Origin of the sequence: Gottfriedia acidiceleris (assembly GCF_004138285.1) — a bacterium.
GTDB lineage: Bacteria > Bacillota > Bacilli > Bacillales > Bacillaceae_G > Gottfriedia > Gottfriedia acidiceleris_A.
This window is the reverse complement of sequence record NZ_SCFN01000004.1, coordinates 389,256-409,507: the sequence shown is the minus strand read 5'-3', so window position 1 is coordinate 409,507 and position 20,252 is coordinate 389,256. Positions and strand designations below refer to the sequence as shown.

Annotated in this window: 16 protein-coding genes, 1 pseudogene and 2 riboswitches; of the genes and pseudogenes, 10 read left to right on the top strand and 7 right to left on the bottom strand. The window is 34.7% G+C overall.

Annotated features, from left to right (window positions below):
• Positions 1 to 22 precede the first annotated feature (22 nt).
• From EP747_RS08560 to EP747_RS08550, 3 genes are read right to left on the bottom strand one after another with little or no spacing between them, the layout of a single operon-like run.
• On the bottom strand, positions 23 to 1,147 hold the full coding sequence (locus EP747_RS08560; protein WP_129689494.1) for a Ger(x)C family spore germination protein: 1,125 nt from the start codon (positions 1,145 to 1,147) through the stop codon (positions 23 to 25).
• Complete coding sequence (locus tag EP747_RS08555) at positions 1,144 to 2,241, bottom strand: GerAB/ArcD/ProY family transporter (protein ID WP_129689493.1); 1,098 nt, start codon at positions 2,239 to 2,241, stop codon at positions 1,144 to 1,146. The genes EP747_RS08560 and EP747_RS08555 overlap by 4 nt, the downstream gene beginning before the upstream one ends.
• Positions 2,238 to 3,677: a spore germination protein gene (locus EP747_RS08550; protein ID WP_129689492.1), complete on the bottom strand. Its 1,440-nt coding sequence runs from the start codon at positions 3,675 to 3,677 to the stop codon at positions 2,238 to 2,240. The genes EP747_RS08555 and EP747_RS08550 overlap by 4 nt, the downstream gene beginning before the upstream one ends.
• A gap of 179 nt (positions 3,678 to 3,856) precedes the next feature.
• Between EP747_RS08550 and EP747_RS08545 the strand changes: the two are divergent.
• The 6 genes and pseudogenes from EP747_RS08545 to EP747_RS08520 all read left to right on the top strand — a co-directional run.
• Positions 3,857 to 4,045: pseudogene (locus tag EP747_RS08545) on the top strand (zinc metallopeptidase); the annotation flags it as partial.
• A gap of 206 nt (positions 4,046 to 4,251) precedes the next feature.
• Complete coding sequence (locus tag EP747_RS08540; RefSeq protein WP_129689491.1) at positions 4,252 to 4,821, top strand: TVP38/TMEM64 family protein; 570 nt, start codon at positions 4,252 to 4,254, stop codon at positions 4,819 to 4,821.
• 886 nt (positions 4,822 to 5,707) lie between these two features.
• A complete protein-coding gene (locus EP747_RS08535) occupies positions 5,708 to 7,045 on the top strand; it encodes an NAD(P)-dependent oxidoreductase (RefSeq protein WP_419179288.1) in 1,338 nt (445 codons plus the stop codon).
• A 15-nt stretch (positions 7,046 to 7,060) separates the two neighbouring features.
• Positions 7,061 to 8,368 carry an NAD-dependent dihydropyrimidine dehydrogenase subunit PreA gene (preA, locus tag EP747_RS08530; protein WP_129689489.1) on the top strand — a complete coding sequence of 436 codons (1,308 nt, stop codon included), beginning with the start codon at positions 7,061 to 7,063 and terminating at the stop codon, positions 8,366 to 8,368.
• Entirely contained in the window at positions 8,365 to 9,762 is a 1,398-nt protein-coding gene (gene hydA / locus EP747_RS08525; RefSeq protein ID WP_129689488.1) for a dihydropyrimidinase, read from the top strand. The genes preA and hydA overlap by 4 nt, the downstream gene beginning before the upstream one ends.
• A gap of 25 nt (positions 9,763 to 9,787) precedes the next feature.
• Positions 9,788 to 10,009 (top strand): hypothetical protein, encoded by a 222-nt coding sequence (locus EP747_RS08520; protein WP_129689487.1) that lies wholly within the window; start codon positions 9,788 to 9,790, stop codon positions 10,007 to 10,009.
• Between the two features lie 306 nt (positions 10,010 to 10,315).
• Here EP747_RS08520 and EP747_RS08515 read toward each other — a convergent pair whose 3' ends face one another.
• The 4 genes from EP747_RS08515 to EP747_RS08500 form a co-directional block, all read right to left on the bottom strand.
• The gene (locus tag EP747_RS08515; protein WP_129689486.1) at positions 10,316 to 11,782 is read right to left on the bottom strand and encodes a CoA-acylating methylmalonate-semialdehyde dehydrogenase; all 1,467 of its coding nucleotides are present in this window, start codon (positions 11,780 to 11,782) and stop codon (positions 10,316 to 10,318) included.
• 18 nt (positions 11,783 to 11,800) lie between these two features.
• Positions 11,801 to 13,174: an aspartate aminotransferase family protein gene (locus EP747_RS08510; RefSeq protein ID WP_129689485.1), complete on the bottom strand. Its 1,374-nt coding sequence runs from the start codon at positions 13,172 to 13,174 to the stop codon at positions 11,801 to 11,803.
• A 779-nt stretch (positions 13,175 to 13,953) separates the two neighbouring features.
• The gene (locus EP747_RS08505; RefSeq protein WP_129689484.1) at positions 13,954 to 14,379 is read right to left on the bottom strand and encodes a CBS domain-containing protein; all 426 of its coding nucleotides are present in this window, start codon (positions 14,377 to 14,379) and stop codon (positions 13,954 to 13,956) included.
• A gap of 29 nt (positions 14,380 to 14,408) precedes the next feature.
• Entirely contained in the window at positions 14,409 to 14,786 is a 378-nt protein-coding gene (locus tag EP747_RS08500; protein WP_129689483.1) for a DUF2294 domain-containing protein, read from the bottom strand.
• A 114-nt stretch (positions 14,787 to 14,900) separates the two neighbouring features.
• Positions 14,901 to 15,038: riboswitch (cyclic di-AMP (ydaO/yuaA leader) on the bottom strand.
• 130 nt (positions 15,039 to 15,168) lie between these two features.
• Positions 15,169 to 15,310, top strand: a riboswitch (cyclic di-AMP (ydaO/yuaA leader).
• Positions 15,311 to 15,791: 481 nt separating this feature from the next.
• On the opposite strand from EP747_RS08500, the gene EP747_RS25345 reads away from it, so the two are divergent.
• The 4 genes from EP747_RS25345 to kdpC are packed head-to-tail and all read left to right on the top strand — an operon-like array spanning position 15,792 to position 20,233.
• Entirely contained in the window at positions 15,792 to 15,869 is a 78-nt protein-coding gene (locus EP747_RS25345; protein WP_098121507.1) for a potassium-transporting ATPase subunit F, read from the top strand.
• Between the two features lie 33 nt (positions 15,870 to 15,902).
• A complete protein-coding gene (gene kdpA, locus EP747_RS08490; protein WP_129689561.1) occupies positions 15,903 to 17,576 on the top strand; it encodes a potassium-transporting ATPase subunit KdpA in 1,674 nt (557 codons plus the stop codon).
• Between the two features lie 32 nt (positions 17,577 to 17,608).
• Positions 17,609 to 19,648: a potassium-transporting ATPase subunit KdpB gene (kdpB, locus tag EP747_RS08485; protein ID WP_129689482.1), complete on the top strand. Its 2,040-nt coding sequence runs from the start codon at positions 17,609 to 17,611 to the stop codon at positions 19,646 to 19,648.
• A gap of 24 nt (positions 19,649 to 19,672) precedes the next feature.
• Positions 19,673 to 20,233 carry a potassium-transporting ATPase subunit KdpC gene (gene kdpC, locus EP747_RS08480; protein ID WP_129689481.1) on the top strand — a complete coding sequence of 187 codons (561 nt, stop codon included), beginning with the start codon at positions 19,673 to 19,675 and terminating at the stop codon, positions 20,231 to 20,233.
• The last annotated feature ends 19 nt before the right edge of the window (positions 20,234 to 20,252 follow it).

The following is a 20,252-nucleotide window of genomic DNA, read 5'->3' as shown; positions in this document are numbered from 1 at the left end:
TTTGCCACTAGCTTGATTTACCTTAGTTCGAATTAAGAATACTGATGTCAAATTTCGGTTCAATCGACATTCGCGGATAATCTTTTCTCCAATTTAAAGATTTCCAAATTTTTGGATGGAATGCTTTTAATTCCTTTCCAATCCCTAGAACGTCTGAATTTGCTGATTGCATAGTCTTAATCGTTTCCAATGCCATTTCTTCAAAATGTTTATTAAGTACTTTTTCCATTCGAGCATAATTAGGCTTTAACTTATGACCTTCTTCACCAAGCTCGAAAGCACTAACTTGTAATTTAACCTTTATGCTGATTTTCGGTAATTTACTTGACCTATTAGAAACGATGATTTTTGAAAAATTTCTTTTGACTGTAAACCCATAATTATTTTTGAACGCAGTATCAGAAGATGGTTTATCACCATGTTTTTTTGAGAAATTTCCAGTAAATCTTTGCCTTCCTGTGTTACCACCTTCTAGTAACATCATCATTTTAACTTGATTTCTATCAAGTTTTTTCCCTGTAGGTTTACCATTGCGGAATAATAAGGCACCACTTAATTCCAATTCTGAATTTATGGGACTTAACATGGGTAACGCTAAATCAGAGAACGGTTCATTGCGGGATTGTATAAAATTCATCATTGAAACTGTTGGAATTGTTTTGTTCTTCTCCATTGAGATAATAAACTCATTCAATTCTTTTGTAAACTCTTTATCATGACCTGATGATGTTTCCATTACCTTTGACAAATTTCCATCAACTACGAGTATTGGCGTATTAATAGATGAATATGGAGCATCGAGTAAAAAATCAAGTTCGGAAACTGGATGATTCACTGCAAAGCTCTGGCTTATCAAATAGACTCTCGTACTAATTCCTATAAAAGGTGACTGATTAGTAAATTCCCATTCTCCGATTGCTTCTGCTACACTTGGTCCTTTTAGCACCTGCATTTTTGATATTGGCACTCCTGTTCCCTGTCCAGTGCTTTTAAGCTTCGTAACGAGGAATAATGCTTTAACTTCACCTGTTTTGTCGTCCAGGTCAAAACCATTTACATCAACTAAATGAAGCTTATTTAATTCCAATCGATCCCAACATCCAGTCAATAGTGGCAATAGTAGAATTAAAAATAAGGCTTTTTTCATTTTTTCGCCACCTTTTTCTTTACAAAGGATATTAGTAGAATTAATGTCGGCACGCCCATAATCATAAATCCTGTTGCTATATTATGAAACTCAGAAAATTTGGGAATCAAATGTCTGTTTGAGAAGAATAGTCCGGCCCCGAAGCATACAATTGCTAATATCCATACTAAAAGTGGGTGGTTACGTTTTTCTTTTTTACCGAGAAAAGCCAAATATCGTGCTGACAAAAATAAGTAAATATAAGCTGTTACAAGCGTCACAGATAGCCAAATTGTGATAAAAAGAATATCTAGACTTTGAACGACTGGCCATCTGAACTTACGTAGAATATAGACCATTGGCTCTGGAATGAAATTTAATTGATTTTCACTAAAGTTGTACGTCACAATAAATGCTATAAACACATAAAATAAAGTCGTTATTCCATTAGCAACTGAAATCGCAATCAAAATATCCTTCTTTTTTTTACATTTTACAAATGGAAATACATACAGGAGAAGTTCGTATCCAGCATACGCCCAAAATGCTGGTAAAGCACCTTTTAGAATAGGCGCAATCCCGTGAGTACCAATTGGCAAAAAATGACGCAAGTCTCCTTTTCCAAAACCACTAATAAAGACGATCGCGAAACAAATCAGAAACATAACCATTATTGACTGCGTAAGGGTCGAGATTGATCGGAGAGTTGATGAAGCGATGTACCCAGTAATCATGACCAATAATCCAATTAGTACGAACCAAGGTGTTTCAAATAACAACCATCGATTAATGACATCAGAATATGAAATGATGATCATTAAACAGGATTCTGCACAGTATGCTGCAAATAGAAAGTTTATGATCGATCCTAGTGGCTTTCCAATAATAGTTGATATGTATTGTTGAAAAGGTCTGTCGGGATAACTTTTTCCAAGTTGATAGATAATCAAGATACCAATTTGAGCAATTACCCCTCCAATGATAATGGACATCCAAGAGTCATAGCCTGATATTTGAGACATTTTATATGGAATCGATAAAACACTGACACCTACTTGGTTCAGTATAACAAGGCAAACAAGTTGATTAATGGAAACCTTTTTTAATTGTATCAATTTGTTTCCCCCTTTGGCTTACTTATACTACTCTCGTCCTTAGCCAAGCTTTCAACTGGTCGTTTTTTCAAGCTCTTAATCGGTGCCCTGAAAAGAGTATCTTTAATCGTATCGCCATTAAACGATGTATAAAAGTAGGGAATTCCCATTGTATTCATTCTTGCTAAATGTGTCAGAATCAATAGAAATGAAACTTCCAAACCGATTAGCCCGAATAAAGCAGCAATTAAGATAAAGGGATAAGCTAATAAACGAGCTGTATTACTCATTTCATATGAAGGGATGATAAAGGAAGCAATCCCTGTAAGCGCTACTATAACTACCATCATGTTTGAAATTAGATTAGACTGAACAACAACAGTGCCGATTAAAATACCACCTACAACCCCGATTGTCTGACCTACAGGATTTGGTAAACGGACAGTTGCCTCTTTTAATATTTCAAGTATGAATAGCATTGTTATTGCTTCTAGAATAGGTGGCATTGAAACGAACTGCATAGAGCTTTGAAGAGTCAGTGCAAGATCTAGTGGAAGAACTCTCGGATCAAAGGTAACGAGTGCCACATAAGTACCAGGTAAACTAATAGCAATGATAAAACAGAAAATTCGCAAAAATCTTAAAACGCTACCGAATAGCCAGCCGACCTGGTAATCATCAGGAGTTTGAAAAAATGCCCAGAACGAGACAGGAACGATTACTGCCTCTGGAGTACCATCTATTAAAAAAGTGATTTTCCCATCCATTAAATAAGATAATATTCGATCCGGTCTTTCAGATACGAGCATTTTAGGAAATAGCGAGAATTTTTTATCTTGAATAAGTTCCTGAAAAAAACCAGGTGCTTCAATGTAATCAGTATTAATTTTAGAAATTCTATGTTCAAATTCCTTTAAAACTAACTCGTTTGTAAGGGACTGCAAATAAAGTATAGCTACTTTCGTGTTCGATTTACTGCCAACTTGATAATACTTAATCACAAGATCTGGAGTGGCAACTAGATTTCGGATAATATTTAGATTCGTATTTAGATTTTCATTCAAAGCTTTGTGAGAGCCACGTAAAACACGCTCATTTATTGGAACGTTCACAGAGCGTTCTTTAATAAGCTCTGCTCTAAGTAAATAGAGATTTGATTCACCTTTGATTTGAACAACAGTCTTCCCATCAACAAGAGCTTGTGCTGCTACAGAAAGAATTTCCGTTTCACTGTAATCTAGAATTGGGACAACCTCACGTATACTATCTGTTGTGTTATGAAGCAAAGGACGAATAATATGTTCTTGAACTACTGCCTCATCAATCATTGAATCTAAATAATATAGGCGATAACTTCGTACACTGGTACCAAAATTGCTTGTTTTAAAGTCAGAACTATTAAATAGCAATTCCCGAAGTGAAAACTCATTTTTATCTAAATTTCGGTCAGCTATCATTAAATGCTCCTCTTTTCTATGTTAGGTAATTTTATCCTATTTTTCCCATAATACCTGTTAATATTCTGTACTTTAATATGTAGATAGTTTACTTCTTTATTGATAAATTTCGAATTTGAACAATGAAACGTTATACTGTACGTTTTTATTAGGCTCGTATATCGCAGTAGCGTTTTTAGCTGATCACTTTACCAGTTGAATATAATGCTAGCTCACGAGCAAAGACGTTAATGTTAGCAATCAATGATACTGACAGAAAAGGTGTAAATAAAGTATTGGGAACCGCTACCCTTACGAATTTAGCGGCAATCTTAATTTCAGTTTTAGAATATTCTTCCAAGGACAAACTGAAGAAGAATAAAAAATAATCAAAAAGATGATTTCGAGTACCATTCGAAGTCATCTTTTTTTGTTTTAAAAATTAAATTTAAATTGGTTAGTATGTTTAAAATTTCAATGTCTAAAATAGTAAATAGGTTTTAATTTTTGGAAGATTTATGTATTTTTGTAACCTTAGCTTTTTTATCATACTAAATGTTGTACAATTAAGTGGTTAAAAAAATGGGGGAAAATTATGACACTTTCTGCAATTGAACATTTTTTAAATACATACAAAGACTATGCTGCGATACTTAGTATTTTAATTAATGTTCTAATTAGTATTGTTGGTATTATACCAGCTTGGTTTTTGACAGCAATCAATATTAAATTATTCGGTTTTACTGGTGGATTTTTAGTCTCTTTCATAGGTGAATTAGTTGGTACATTCGTATCTTTCATTTTATATAGAAAGGGTTTACAAAAAAGATTTATTAGTAATTCAACTAAATTTAAAGGATTAAATAGGCTTTTAAGATTAGAAGGAAAAGAAGCATTTTACAGTGTGTTATTTCTACGTTTTATTCCTTTTATTCCATCTAGTTTAATTACATTGTTTGCTTCCTTTGGAAAAATCACATGGTCAAGCTTCATGTTAGCTAGTTTTATTGGTAAGTTACCTGTCATATTATTTGAATCGTATTCTGTTAATCAAGTGTTAGAGTTCACTTTATTCGGTAAAGTCATTTTAGGACTGTTAATTATCGCCTTGCTGATCTATTTTTATAGAAAACGATTTAATGTTTTTGTGAAGAATAAAGTTTAAGAAAAATTTAAAAAGCTCAAGCCTAATATAAGGGTTTGAGCTTTTATGCTGTTGAAAAAAGAATTAGTCAATTAAATTGTTGGATTGATCATTGATAAGTAAGTTGTGTCATATGATTTCCACTACAGGGTGCTCGCTTTCCATGGGGCGAGACCTGAGCCTCCTCGGCGCCGCCTGCGGGGTCTTTAGCCTTCCCGCTTCTCCCATAGGAGTCGAGCACCCTTTCGTTCCAATCAACTTCTTGATAAAAATAATAATCTTAAAAACAATAGAATAGTCATTTGAACGAATGAATTACCCTATATTAATCAAATTGTAACTATGATGACGACTTACACATCTTTACAAATATTGATTGTCAAAAAAGAAGATACTTTAATTTTTGCAAGTTAGTTAAAACATTTATCTATCAACCAAAATCGCTTGTTTATCAATAAGATGACAGATAAAACAATAATAAAGAGACTATTTTTTCATAGAAATTCATTTAATGTTTGTATTTTTCAATATTTACTACAATATATTTCAACACTCTGAAAGCTCAAGCCTAATATATGGGTTTGAGTTTTTATTTTTTCGAATACAACAACCTTAAATTGAATTCAATTCAAAAAGAATAGCTTTCTTTAACTTCTAAATCGAAGCTTTAATATTCATTAATTAAACACTGACAACCCCTTATATAAACATGTCTAAATTAATTTATTTAATCATATATTGAAATACCTCAATTTTAGAAAAAGCTTTACCTTTTTAAGAAAGAAAGTAAGTAATTGTTCTTACTAGAAAACGGCTTTACTCATGAATCGGTAGAAAATTATTAAAATGATGGTATAATCTGCTTTCTTAAAAAGTAACTTTGTAGCCTAATAGGAGGGTGTTGTTAGTGAATAGAGTTTCATTAGAGAATTTGTCGAAGAACTTTGAAGAAGTACATCCTGGGTTATCAGAACGAGAAGCATTTGAAGAAGCACATCGATGTCTTTATTGCTATGATGCCCCATGTATTAAAGCATGTCCAACTGGGATTGACATTCCTACGTTTATAAAGAAAATTGGTTCAGGCAATTTAAAAGGATCAGCTAAAACAATTATGACATCTAATCCTGTTGGAGCAAGCTGTGCTCGAGTATGTCCTACAGAAGAACTGTGTGAAGGTGCATGTGTCCTAAAATCTTCTACTAAACCGATTATGATTGGGAATTTACAACGTTATGCAACTGATTGGGCGATAAAAAATAATCAAGTATTATTTAAGGCTGGAAAAAAGAACGGAAAAACAGTTGCAATCGTTGGTAGTGGTCCTTCTGGTTTAGCAGCTGCTCGTGAACTTGCATTACTTGGCTACGATGTAACGATTTTTGAAGCGGAAAATCATGCAGGAGGATTAAATCGTTATGGAATCGTTTCTTTCAGGTTACCAAAGAGTATATCAAGCTGGGAAGTCGAACAAATTGAAAAGTTGGATGTCAAAATTCAAACGAATACTAGAGTCGGTTCGGATATTTCTTCCGGAGAATTATTAGCAAACTATGACATGGTCGTTCTGGCTATAGGTATGGGGAAAGTTCCGATGCTAGATATTGAAGGAGAGGATTTGGACGGAGTATACGATGCGATTGATTTTGTAAAAGAGACAAAATCAGGGGAATTATCAAATCGTTTTATAGGTAAAAACATTGCTGTAATAGGTGCGGGCAATACTGCAATTGATGCTGCGACATGTTCTGTTCGTTTAGGAGCAGGCAATGTCAAAATTTTATACCGTAGGACGCAATCAGAAATGAGCGCTTATCAATTTGAATATGATTTTGCCAAGCAAGATGGTGTGGAATTCCGTTGGTTAACATTACCAATTCGAATTATCGGTGAGAACGAAAAAGTAATCGCATTGGAGTGTGTTCGTTTGGAGTTAGGGGAAGTTGGAAAAGACGGTCGCCGCCGTCCTGTACTTATTCCTAATTCTAATTTCACGATACCGGTAGATGGTGTCATAAAAGCGATCGGGCAAACTCGCTATACAGACTTAATCGAACAATTTGGGTTAGAACATAGAGATGGAGTTGTAAAAATTAACCAAGAATCTTTTCAGACGTCTAATCCTAAAGTATTTGCTTGTGGTGATGTCATTTTTGGAAAAGGGCAAGGTGAGGCAATGGTAGTGACTGCAGCACAACAAGGAAAAGAAGTAGCTTATGCGATTCATAAACAGTTAAACACTTAAAGGAGGTTTTCTTTCATGGCAGATCTACGAATCAATCTTGCGGGCATACAGTCACCTAACCCATTTTGGCTTGCTTCTGCTCCTCCAACAAATTCTGGATATCAAGTCCAACGTGCGTTTGAAGCTGGCTGGGGAGGAGCAGTTTGGAAAACATTAGGAGAACCGATTATTAATACATCCTCCCGATTTGCTGCTATTAACTTTAACGGACAAAGAGTTGCGGGATTTAATAATATCGAACTGATATCTGATCGACCTCTTGAAGTAAATTTAAAAGAAATTTATGAAACGAAAAAAAGATTTCCAGACCGAGCGATAATCGCATCGCTTATGGTTGAACCGCAACAATATAAATGGCACGAAATCGTAAAAAGGGTAGAGGATGTTGGAGTTGATGGTTTAGAACTGAACTTTGGCTGCCCACACGGAATGGCAGAACGAGGGATGGGGTCTGCATCCGGTCAAGTTCCCGAGTTTGTAGAACAACAAACATATTGGGTAAAAGAAGTTGCAAAGACACCTGTCATTGTAAAATTAACGCCGAACATTACTGATATTACTGTAACGGCAGAAGCTGCAGTACGAGGTGGAGCGAACGCAGTCAGTATGATTAATACGATCAATAGTTTAATGGGTGTAGATTTAGATTCTTGGAATACGGTTCCACATGTTGCTGGAAAGGGAGCACATGGTGGATATTGTGGACCTGCAGTAAAACCAATTGCATTAAATATGGTGGCAGAATGTGCACGTAATCCACGGATATCAGTTCCAATTTCCGGGATTGGTGGCATTTCGAATTGGCAAAATGCAGTAGAGTTTTTATTAATGGGAGCGACTGGAGTTCAAATATGTACTGCAGCAATGCACCATGGTTTCCGCATTGTTGAAGACATGATTGATGGTTTAAATAATTATTTAGATGAAAAAGGTCTTTCTTCAGTAACTGAGCTAGTAGGTAAAGCGGTTCATAAATATTCAGATTGGGGAAATTTAGATTTAAATTACCAAATAGTTGCTAGGATTGATACTGATGAATGCATTAATTGTAATAAATGCCATATTGCTTGTGAAGACACATCTCACCAATGTATTGATATGTCAGTAGATGAGAATGGAAAATCGTATTTAAAGGTTCGGGAAGAAGATTGCGTAGGATGCAATTTATGCAAAATTGTATGTCCAGTCGATGGTGCCATTAACATGGTAGAGGTTCCAAGTAATCAACCATCGATGACTTGGAACGAACGTCAACAAGCTTTAAAAGTATTAGCAAGATCTAATCAATATTCAATTTTAAAGGGGGGAAGGAAAAGAAAATGAAGAAAATCATTCGAAATGGAACGATAGTTACTGCAACGGATACTTACAAGGCTGATATTTTAATAGAGGAAAATAAAATTACTGCAATTGGACTAAATTTAGATTGTACGGACGCTGAAATGATTGATGCTTCAGATCATTATATTTTTCCAGGTGGAGTAGATCCACATACGCATTTAGATATGCCATTTGGTGGGACTGTCACGAAAGATGATTTTGAATCAGGAACGATTGCTGCTGCCTTTGGTGGGACAACAACAATTATTGATTTTTGTTTAACAAATAAAGGAGAACCACTCCAAAAAGCCATCGAAACATGGCATGAAAAATCGAAAAATAAAGCAGTGATCGATTATAGTTTTCATCTTATGATTGGTGAAATAAATGATGAGGTATTAAAAGAGTTACCTAGAGTAATAGAAAAAGAGGGAATTACTTCATTTAAAGTATTTATGGCTTATAAAAATGTATTTCAAGCTGATGATGCAACATTGTATCGTACTCTATTAGCAGCAAAAGAATATGGGGCACTAGTAATGGTGCATGCAGAAAACGGAGATGTTGTAGATTATTTAATCAATCAAGCTTTAGCTGAAGGAAAAGTAGAACCTATTTACCATGCATTAACACGCCCTCCAGAAGTAGAGGGTGAAGCGACAGGAAGAGCGGCTACATTAACTGGACTTGCAAATTCACAATTATATGTCGTTCATGTTACTTGTGCCGAGGCAGTTGAAAAGATAACGGAAGCTCGAAATAATGGAATTGATATATGGGGAGAAACATGCCCACAATACTTAGTACTTGATCAGTCTATGCTAGAAAAGCCTGAATTTGAAGGGGCAAAATACGTTTGGTCTCCACCACTTCGTGAAAAATGGAACCAAGATGTGTTATGGAATGCATTAAAAAATGGAAATCTGCAAACATTAGGATCCGACCAATGTTCATTTGACTTTAAGGGTCAAAAAGACCTAGGTCGCGACGATTTTTCAAAAATTCCAAACGGAGGACCAATGATTGAAGATCGAGTAAGCATTTTGTTCTCTGAAGGAGTTAAAAAAGGCAGATTATCATTAAATCAATTCGTTGACATCTCTTCTACTAGAAGTGCAAAACTATTTGGATTATATCCTCAAAAAGGAACAATTGCAGTTGGTTCAGATGCAGATTTAGTTATTTTTGATCCAAATAGTAAACGTACAATCTCTTCCGAAACTCATAATATGGCAGTCGACTATAACGCGTTCGAAGGGATGGAAGTAACCGGTGAGCCAGTGAGTGTGTTAGTTCGTGGAGAGTTTGTAATAAGAGAGAAGCAATTTGTAGGTAATGCAGGAAGTGGACAATACTTAAAGAGGAAAAAGTATGGTGAAACTAGTCTAATAGAATAGTTTAGTAGCGGGAAGGAGTAAAGCAATGTCAACTTATAAGGAATTTTTAATCGAAAGAAATCAGATCGATTCCCTTATAAAGAAAGGTTACAAGATTAAAAATGTTAGAGAAACGCTAGACGGTGCTTATGTTGACTTTGAAAATAAAGATGAAGAGGAGAAGTTTATTACTCTTCATATAATGAATGCTGATACTCGGAAATATTTTGGTTCGTTGATTATTAAGCAGTTTGGGGTCCATTTGTGAAAATCAGTGAATCGCAAATAAACCCTGAAATTGAGTGTTCTTTAAGGATATTTCATTAAGAAATTAGATGAATTTCACGTATATTTATAAAAATGATTTTATTTTCAGTTGGTTTTGCTACGTTTTTAAACGGATAAGCAATGACTGAGCGGGACAGAACAAAAAGGAGCTTCCAAAACTAAAATCCTATAATTTATTTTAAATCGCATCGCATCCGTAACTACTAACGGAATATGCGATTTTTTCTATTTAAAAAGGCTTTCCCTTTAGTCAGTTACCTAAACTAATGGAAAAGCCCAATTTTATTTACTCAAATCTACTCGTAATCATTTTTTTCCTTGTATAGAACTCGACCCCATCTGCACCATTTGCATGTAGGTCACCATAGAAAGAGTTTTTCCATCCAGAGAATGGAAAGAATGCCATTGGAGCTGGTACACCGATATTTACGCCGAGCATTCCTACTTCAATGTTTTCCCTGAAATATCGAATACTTGCTGCACTGTCAGTAAAAATGCACGCTCCATTTCCGAAGTCTGATTTGTTTGTTAGCTCGATTGCTTCTTCTAATGTTTCTACTCTAACGATCGAAAGCACTGGTGCAAAAATTTCTTCCTTCCAAATTTTCATTGATGGGTTCACATTATCAAAGATTGTTGGTCCAATAAAGTAACCTTTTTCTTTTCTAACTAAGTCATTTCGTCCATCACGCAATAAGGTTGCACCTTCTTGAATTCCACATTCAATATATTTTTCCGTTCGTTCGCGATGTTCCCTGCGGATGACAGGACCTAGGAATACATCATCATCTAGTCCATTTCCAATCGTAATGCTACCCGCTTCTATTTTTAATTTTTCGATTAAAGGATCGGCAATATCGCCAACTGCTACGACTACTGAGCATGCCATACATCGTTCACCAGCTGAACCGTATGCTGCTGTAATGATTTGTTTTACCGATTCATCTAAGTTTGCATCCTGTAAAACGATACTATGGTTTTTAGCACCAGCTAAGGCTTGAACGCGCTTACCATTTGCAGATGCAGTTTTATAAACATATTCTGCCACAGGCTGAGAGCCTACAAATGAAATGGCAGGAACATCTTTGTTTTGAAGTAATTCGTTTACAATTTCATGTGCTCCATGAACAATATTGAATACACCCTTAGGAAGACCTGCTTCGGTAAAGAGTTCTGCTAAACGATTTGCAAGAAGCGGAGTACGTTCTGAAGGCTTTAAGATAAACGTGTTTCCACATGCAATCGCTAATGGGAACATCCAACAAGGTACCATCATTGGGAAATTAAAAGGCGTTATTCCACCAACAACTCCAACAGGGTATCGATACATCGCCGATTCAATATTTGTCGCAATATCAGGTAATTGTTTACCCATCATTAATGTTGGTGCACCGGCAGCAAATTCTACACATTCAATTCCACGTTGAACTTCTCCGTATGCCTCATTATAGCTTTTACCATTCTCAATCGTTATTAAATTAGCAAGTTCATCCCAATGTTTAATTAGCAATTGTTGATATGAAAATAGTATTCTTGCTCTTTTAGGAACAGGGGTTTTACTCCATGTAATAAAAGCTTTTTTAGCTGCTTTTACAGCGGTTTCTAAATCTGATTTAGTTGAGAGGGGTACAAGTGCTAATATTTCCTCAGTAGCAGGATTTGGAACTGGAATTGTCATGGCATTTGGTGAAGCTTCAATCCATTCACCATTTATAAAATTCTTTAAAACCTTTATATTAGTTTGTGTAGACAAGAATATCACCCCGTACGATTATAGTTTTGAGAATGCTTTGTTTAAAGTATTAACGATAAAATCAAGCTCTTCATCAGTTGTTGTAAATGGAGGAGAAAGTGTAAGGACATTATTATAGCCTGGAACCGTATCTCCGTTTCGACCGATTATTAATCCTTGTGCTTTACATTCAGTTATTATTTTTAACACCAACTCTGGACTAGCAGGTTTTTTACTTTTTTTATCTTCAACAAGCTCAATTCCTGCAATAAAACCAAAACTTCGGATGTCTCCAACATTTTTATAAGTTAGTAAACTATCTAATTTTTTACGGAGCTCTTCACCTAAATAGGCAGCACGATCTATTAAATTTTCTCTTTCAATAATTTCTAAGTTTTTAAGTGCAACTGCACATGAAGCTGGATTTCCTCCGAATGTGTTAACATGACGAAAATGATTATCTGTCCCTGGTTGTTTAAATACTTCATATAAATCGCTACTTACTGCAGTTGCTGAAAGAGGTGAATAGGCACTTGTCATTCCTTTGGCCATTGTGACGATATCTGGCTTTATACCGAAGTTTTGATGTCCAAACTGTTTTCCAGAACGGCCAAAACCACATATTACTTCATCAACAATTAACAAAATACCAAATTTATCACAAATTTTTCGAACTTTTGTTAAGTATTCGGCAGGTGGTACAATAACTCCTCCACCTGTAATAACTGGCTCCATTATAATCCCTGCAATCGTTTCAGCACCTTCGTAATTAATAACATCTTCTATTGCATTTGCACATTGGATACCGCAATCACCATACGTTTTACCAAAAGGGCATCGATAGCAATATGGTGGAGCTACATGCTGGAAACCTGAAGAAAGAGGTTCATATTTAACTTTACGGTTAGCTTGACCAGTAGCACTTAACGCACCCATCGAATTACCATGATATGCACGGTATCTTGATATAAATTTATATCGTAAAGGTTCTCCGTTTTGTTGATGATATTGCCTAGCAATCTTAAAAGCTACTTCATTTGCATCAGATCCAGAGTTAGAATAAAAAATACGATAATCTCCACCTAGCCATTCATTTAACTTTTCAGCCAATAAGATAGAAGGAACATTGCCCTGGGACATTGGAACATAAGGTATGGCTTGAATTTGTTCGGCAGCGGCTTTGGCAATTTCTTCACGACCGTAGCCTACATTCACACACCATAATCCTGACATACCATCTAAATAATTTTTACCATCGATATCAGTGACTGTACTATTTTTACCGGAAACTAGAACCATCGGGTTTGGGTTGTGAGGCGACATATGATGCCATACATATTTTCGGTCTAATTCAAGAAGCTCTTCCTTAGATAGGGTAGTAGAATGAGTTGTTCTTACAGTTTTATCATTCACTAATTTGCCACCAACTTTCAAAATTGATTTATTGGAATCTCAATTTTACATCTTTACTAATTAATATTACTGAATAGACCATATTATCCTATTACGATTAGACAAATTACTAGATTAGTAATAAAGTTAGTTATTGAAATTGTGAATTGTTTATTGATGGAGTAATGTAACTTGATAATAAAATCGTTGAAGTTCAAATTATTGGGTGACGATTGGGATGGAAAAAGAGCTATAAGCCGACAGTACTTGCGCGGTTTATAGCTCTTTCGATTTAAAAACATATACCATAAGCTTTTGTACTTTGGTAAATTACTTAATTTTTATATATCATTTAAACCAGATTAAATTTTTTCAAAATATTCAATAACGTATTTTTTAAAATCTTGAGCGGCAAGTGATATATATCTATTTTTTGACCAACCAAGTCCAATCGTTAACTGACACGAATCATCATTTATACGAATACGTTCCGGTATATTTTCTGATACAGTAGTCCAATCTAAGAAGGCATAAAGGCGACACCAAGCCCTTTTATGAATAGTGTTACATCTTTACTGACTTTCTTATGTATTGGATTTATCATATCGCTTATCTATTATGTATATCGATTTAATAAACACACGAAACAAGGAGAGAGTCATACAAAGGTTCATGCCGTCTAATCCCACATGAGTCGAGCACCTTACGTTTCAATCTTTTGAATTAATCTTAACCAACTATTTATAACAACAATCCATAAAAGAAGAGCGCAATAAAAATTAAAAGAGCAACTACAAGTTCTATGTAGTTGCTCTATTTTTATCATCTAATAATCGCCTTCTACAATACTCAATAATTTCTTTCCTCTTAACCATCCCGATAAAAACTTCATGATCATCAATAACAGGAATGAAATTTTGATAAATTGCTCTTGTAAATAAATCTTCAATTTGTGCATTTATAGAAACAGGCTCATATATATTGTGCAGAGATAATTCATTTAAGCTGATTTCTTCTGTATTATTAAAAGATAAGCTTGGGGTATTTTTTAATTTCCATAATAAATCACCTTCAGTAAGTGTACCAACATATTTGCCATTATCATCGACTAAAGGTATAGCCGAATAACGATGGTGTTCCATTTTTTCAAGTGCCTGACGCATTGAAGAATTGATATTCATAAAAACAAGTTCATTTTTTGGGGTGAAGAAAAACGCGATATTCATTCTTCATACTCCTTAATAAATTTTAATAATTAGTTGTTCTTAGCTTCTAGTAATTTATTAATATTTTGATCCATTACAAAAACTTCAATTCGTTCACCAGTATTCGTACTAGTATCACTATGACTAGATAAAACCTTGCATCCAGTATGGTTTTCAATGATTTCTTCATATTCTTTACTATACATTTCTCTAAGAACTTGGCGCATTTTTTTTACAAGACTTTTTCCTGTACTATGTGAAACTAAATGTTTCTCTTCTGTTGTTAACACGCCTTTAAATCGAAGAATAATCATATCTTCAACTATATAAGTTTTTGCTTCTTGAGGACCTCTTCCAATTAGCTCTCTTTGGAATTTAATAAATGCTTCACTTAATTCGATTTCTAACTTTTTTTTTGATGTCATCATTAATATCTCTCCCAAATTGTTATTTAAACAAAAAAATAGCTACAAGAAGAGCAATCTTCTCGTAGCTATTTATAACAATAAAAAGTATATTGAAATATTAATAGCTCGATTAAGTTTTGCTCTCTTCAAACGCTGGCGAGGTTAGCTGACGGATTCGGGCTTGAAAAGTAGCCCTACCATAATTGGATTCACCCCATGTGCAATGCACGAATGGTTCCCCCGCTCGAATTCACGATTTAGCGATTTCACAAATTTATTTTGTTGATATGTATATAATACAGAGATAAATAAAATTGTAAAGGGGTAAAAATTTACGAAAAATATTTTGTTGAAAAAAAATTCTTTACATGTAAAAAACATCGCCGTATAATCAAGTCAGCAAAATAAATATCGGCTTAATTACGATTATCGTAAGCGGAGGAACCAATTTTTTGGGGTTAATTTTACATGAATGTAGAAGGGATGAGATACTCTTTCGCCATCCTACCCGACAGCTAACTTCGTAGGCTAAAGCGAGGGAGGTCAGTAGACCGCCTAATTTGAGCGGGTTTTTTATTGCCTTTTTGCAATAATTTACCTGAGCAAATAATTAAGTAGGTCTTTTTATTTTGCATTTACATGGAAAATTCTGGAAAGTGTATAGAAAAGATTAGGGAGACAGAACACAAAGAGAGCACTGTGCTGGCTGGGTGTTAGGTAGACCAATGAATGCTTTTCTTCCATATTTCAATTTACTAAAACAAGTTTTGTATAGACATATTTCATTTAGAAATTATGTTTTGCAAACTGAATTTTAGTTACTTGATTGGGAGATTAGTATCCATTGGTCTTTTTTATTGTTCAGAAATAGCTTGAAAAACATTGTATCAAAAAGAATTTAGAGGTCAAAGAAAGGAGAATTGCAATGATAAATGATCTTACAATGGTGGGTTTACTAGTTATCGTTTTTGCAATTTTTTGGGGATTTGCAATATTTTGCGAAAAAGCGTAAGGGGGAAATAACAAATGCTAATTCCAGCGATTATTGGAATTGTACTTATTCTTTATTTAATTTTTGTGCTAATTAAACCGGAGAAATTTTAGTAATTAACATATGGGAGGAATTATGAAATGTCCATGGGAATATTACAGGTAGTTGTTACATTGCTAATTATTATTTTATTAGTAAAACCAGTAGGTAGCTACCTTGTTAAAGTATATGACAGTGAAAAAACAGGTTTAGATCGTTTTTTTGGACCTTTTGAAAGAGTAATTTATCGATTAATTGGTGTACGTGAAGAAGAGAAAATGGGCTGGAAAAAATACGTTTTAGCGATGTTGCTAAGTAATTTTGTGATGCTAATAATGTTATATGCCATTTTTAGATTTCAAAAATATTTGCCTTTAAATCCTGATCATATAGGTAATATGCCATCTGCTTTGGCATTCAATACGGCAACTTCTTTTATTACAAATACAAACTGGCAAGCTTATAGTGGTGAAAATTCACTATCATATTTTTCACAAATGATGGCTATTACGTTTCCAATGTTTACTTCAGCGGCAACTGGGTTTGCAGTTGCAATAGCTTTTATTAGAGGGTTAGTAGGACGTCAGGATCATCTAGGGAACTTTTATGTTGATTTAGTTCGCTCGATCACTCGTGTACTTTTACCATTATCATTTATCATTGCTTTATTTTTAGTATTCCAAGGTGTACCGCAAACATTAAAAGGTGCCGTGGATGCGACGACAATTGAAGGGGTTAAACAAATAATTACTAGGGGACCAGTTGCTGCACTCGAATCAATTAAACATATTGGTACAAATGGTGGAGGATTTTTTAGTACAAATGCGGCTCATCCATTTGAAAATCCTACACCTTTATCAAATTTAGTTCACATTGTTTGTATGATGCTTTTACCAACTTCATTGGTTTATGCATTTGGTGTAATGGTTAAAAACAAAAGACAAGGCTGGACAGTATTTGTAGCAATGGGCATTTTGTTTATAGGGCTTCTTACAGCAGTATTTGTTGCAGAGTATAACGGCACACCTGCATTACAAGCACTTGGTATACATGGAAATATGGAAGGAAAAGAAGTTCGATTTGGAATATCTGAATCAGCTCTATTCACAGCAGTTACTACTGCTGCAACAACAGGTTCGGTGAACAATATGCACGACTCATTAACGCCTATTGGTGGAATGGTTCCACTTGCTGAAATGATGTTAAATAATGTTTTCGGTGGTAAGGGCGTTGGTTTATTAAACGGATTATTATATGTCATTTTAACTGTCTTTATATGTGGGCTAATGGTAGGAAGAACACCTGAATTTTTAGGAAAGAAAATTGAAGCAAAAGAAATTAAACTAGCATCTATTGCGATTTTAACTCACCCTTTAATTATCTTAGTTCCAACTGCTCTAGCATTAGCATTAAAAGGACCAGTTTCTTCTATATTAAATCCAGGGTTCCATGGTTTATCTGAAGTGCTGTACGCCATTACATCTGGAGCTGCTAATAATGGATCTGCATTTGGTGGTTTAACAGCGAACACCGATTTTTATAATATCGTAATTGGATTAGTTATGTTATTCGGTCGATATATTTCAATTATTGCTATGTTAGCAATTGCAGGCTCATTTTCTACTAAGAAAATTGTTGCAGTAACGTCTGGAACATTCCGAACGGATACACCATTATTTACAGTTATTTTAATTGCGATTATTTTAATCGTCTGTGCATTAACGTTTTTCCCAGTACTTGCACTAGGACCAATCGCTGAACACTTAGGAATGTTTAAATAGTAGCAATAATAACGAAAGAGGAGATTGATCATATGGCTATAGAAAATAAGCCTATTTCTAAAGAAATAAAAACTCAGGCAATAATCGATTCTTTTAAAAAGTTGAATCCACTTGTCATGATAAAAAATCCAGTCATGTTTATCGTAGAAGTTGGTACTTTTATTACATTAATACTTTCTATTAAACCAGATATTTTTGGAATTAGCACAGTTGGAAGAGCATACAATATTGCGGTATTTTTAATTTTAATATTTACAGTACTTTTCGCAAACTTTGCTGAAGCACTTGCAGAGGGACGTGGAAAAGCGCAAGCAGATACATTAAGAAAAACGAAATCAGAAACAAATGCGAAGTTAAGACAAAAAGATGGATCATATATAGAAGTACCATCTACTACTTTAAGAAAAGGAGATATCGTTCGAGTTGATACAAGTGAAATTATTCCTTCAGATGGTGAGATTATTGAAGGGTTAGCATCAATCGATGAATCAGCTATTACGGGTGAATCAGCGCCAGTTATTAAAGAAGCTGGTGGAGATTTTTCATCTGTAACTGGTGGTACTAGAGTAGTTTCAGATTATATCATTGTTAAAATTTTAACGGATCCTGGTGAATCGTTTATAGATCGTATGATTTCATTAGTTGAAGGTGCGGCTCGTCAAAAGACTCCGAATGAGGTTGCATTAACGACTTTATTAGCAGTATTAACTTTAGTGTTTTTAATCGTCATAATGACCCTTGTTCCAATTGCGAATTATTTAAATGTCTCAATTGACGTAGCAACATTGATTGCTTTACTTGTTTGTTTAATACCGACTACGATTGGTGGATTACTTTCTGCGATCGGAATTGCAGGGATGAACCGTGTAACACAATTTAATGTTTTAGCTATGTCTGGTAAAGCAGTTGAAGCTGCTGGAGATATTGATACGATGATCCTAGATAAGACCGGAACAATTACATTCGGTAACCGAATGGCGAGTGAATTCATTCCGGTTGGAAGTATAACAGAAAAAGAGATAACTTTAGCTTCATTAAAATCTTCTGTAAAAGATGAAACCCCAGAAGGTCGTTCAGTAGTTGAGTTAGCACAGAAACTTGGTATTGTTTGGGATGAAAATGAATATAAGGAATCAGAAATTATTGAGTTTACTGCTGAAACTAGAATGTCAGGTCTAAATTTAAAAGATGGAACTGAAATTCGAAAAGGCGCAGTAGAGGCAGTAAAAAAATATGTAATTGCTAAAGGTGGAAGTATACCGAGCGAGTTAGACGAAAAATCAAATGTCGTCGCAAAAGCAGGAGGAACACCACTTGCCGTTGCAATTAATCATAAGATTTACGGTGTTATTTATTTAAAAGATACAGTAAAACCAGGCTTAAAAGAGCGATTTGATGAATTAAGAGCGATGGGGATCAAAACTGTGATGTGTACAGGTGATAATCCCTTAACAGCTGCAACAATCGCGAAAGAAGCAGGGGTTGACGAGTTTATTGCAGAAGCTAAACCAGAAGATAAAATTGCTGCTATTAAAAAAGAACAAAATGAAGGTAAGTTAGTTGCGATGACTGGTGATGGAACAAATGATGCTCCTGCTCTAGCTCAAGCTGATGTTGGTTTAGCGATGAATTCAGGAACTATGGCTGCAAAAGAAGCAGCAAATATGATTGACTTAGACTCTGATCCAACTAAACTATTATCTGTTATTGCGATTGGTAAGCAGTTATTAATCACTCGTGGTTCATTAACAACATTTTCGATTGCAAATGATATTGCGAAATATTTCGCGATTATTCCAGCTCTATTTATAATGGCAATTCCACAATTGGATTATCTAAATATTATGGGATTGAACTCGCCGAAGTCAGCAATCCTGTCAGCATTAATTTTTAATGCGATCATAATTCCAATCCTCATACCTGTTGCGATGAAGGGTGCGAAGTATAAACCGATGGATGCAAATAAACTATTATCTAAAAACTTATTAATCTATGGACTTGGTGGAGTTGTTGCTCCTTTCATTGGGATTAAAATAATTGATCTGCTTGTATCTACATTGCATTTTGTTTAAAAAGTAAGAATAGGAGGATTTAATGTGAAATCAATTATGATTGCGTTCAGAGCATCTATTGTATTGTTAATAATATGCGGATTGGGCTATCCATTAGCAACAACAGGAGTTGCACAAGTTATTTTCCCGAAACAAGCGGATGGTAGTTTAATAGAATCGAATGGAAAAGTAACAGGCTCTAAACTTTTAGCTCAAGAATTTAAAGGACCTGAATGGTTCCATTCCAGAGCTTCTGCTGCTAACTATAATCCTACTGACTCGGCTGCAACAAATACGGCAGTTGCGTCAAAAGAATATGTTAAAGAAACAAAGGATAAAATAAAAGAATTAAAAAATGAAAATAGTAATCTAGGTAAAACGATACCAGCAGATTTAGTAACAACATCTGGCTCTGGATTTGATCCGGATTTATCACCTGAAGCAGTAAAATCCCAAGTTCCTAGAGTTGCTAAGGCAACAGGAATTTCAGAGGATAAATTAGTATCATTAATTAATAGTCATACAGAAGGACGCCAATTAGGAATATTTGGGGAGCCACGTGTGAATATATTAGAATTAAACTTAGATTTACAGAAGTTAAGATAAAGGGGAGCATATTTCTCTC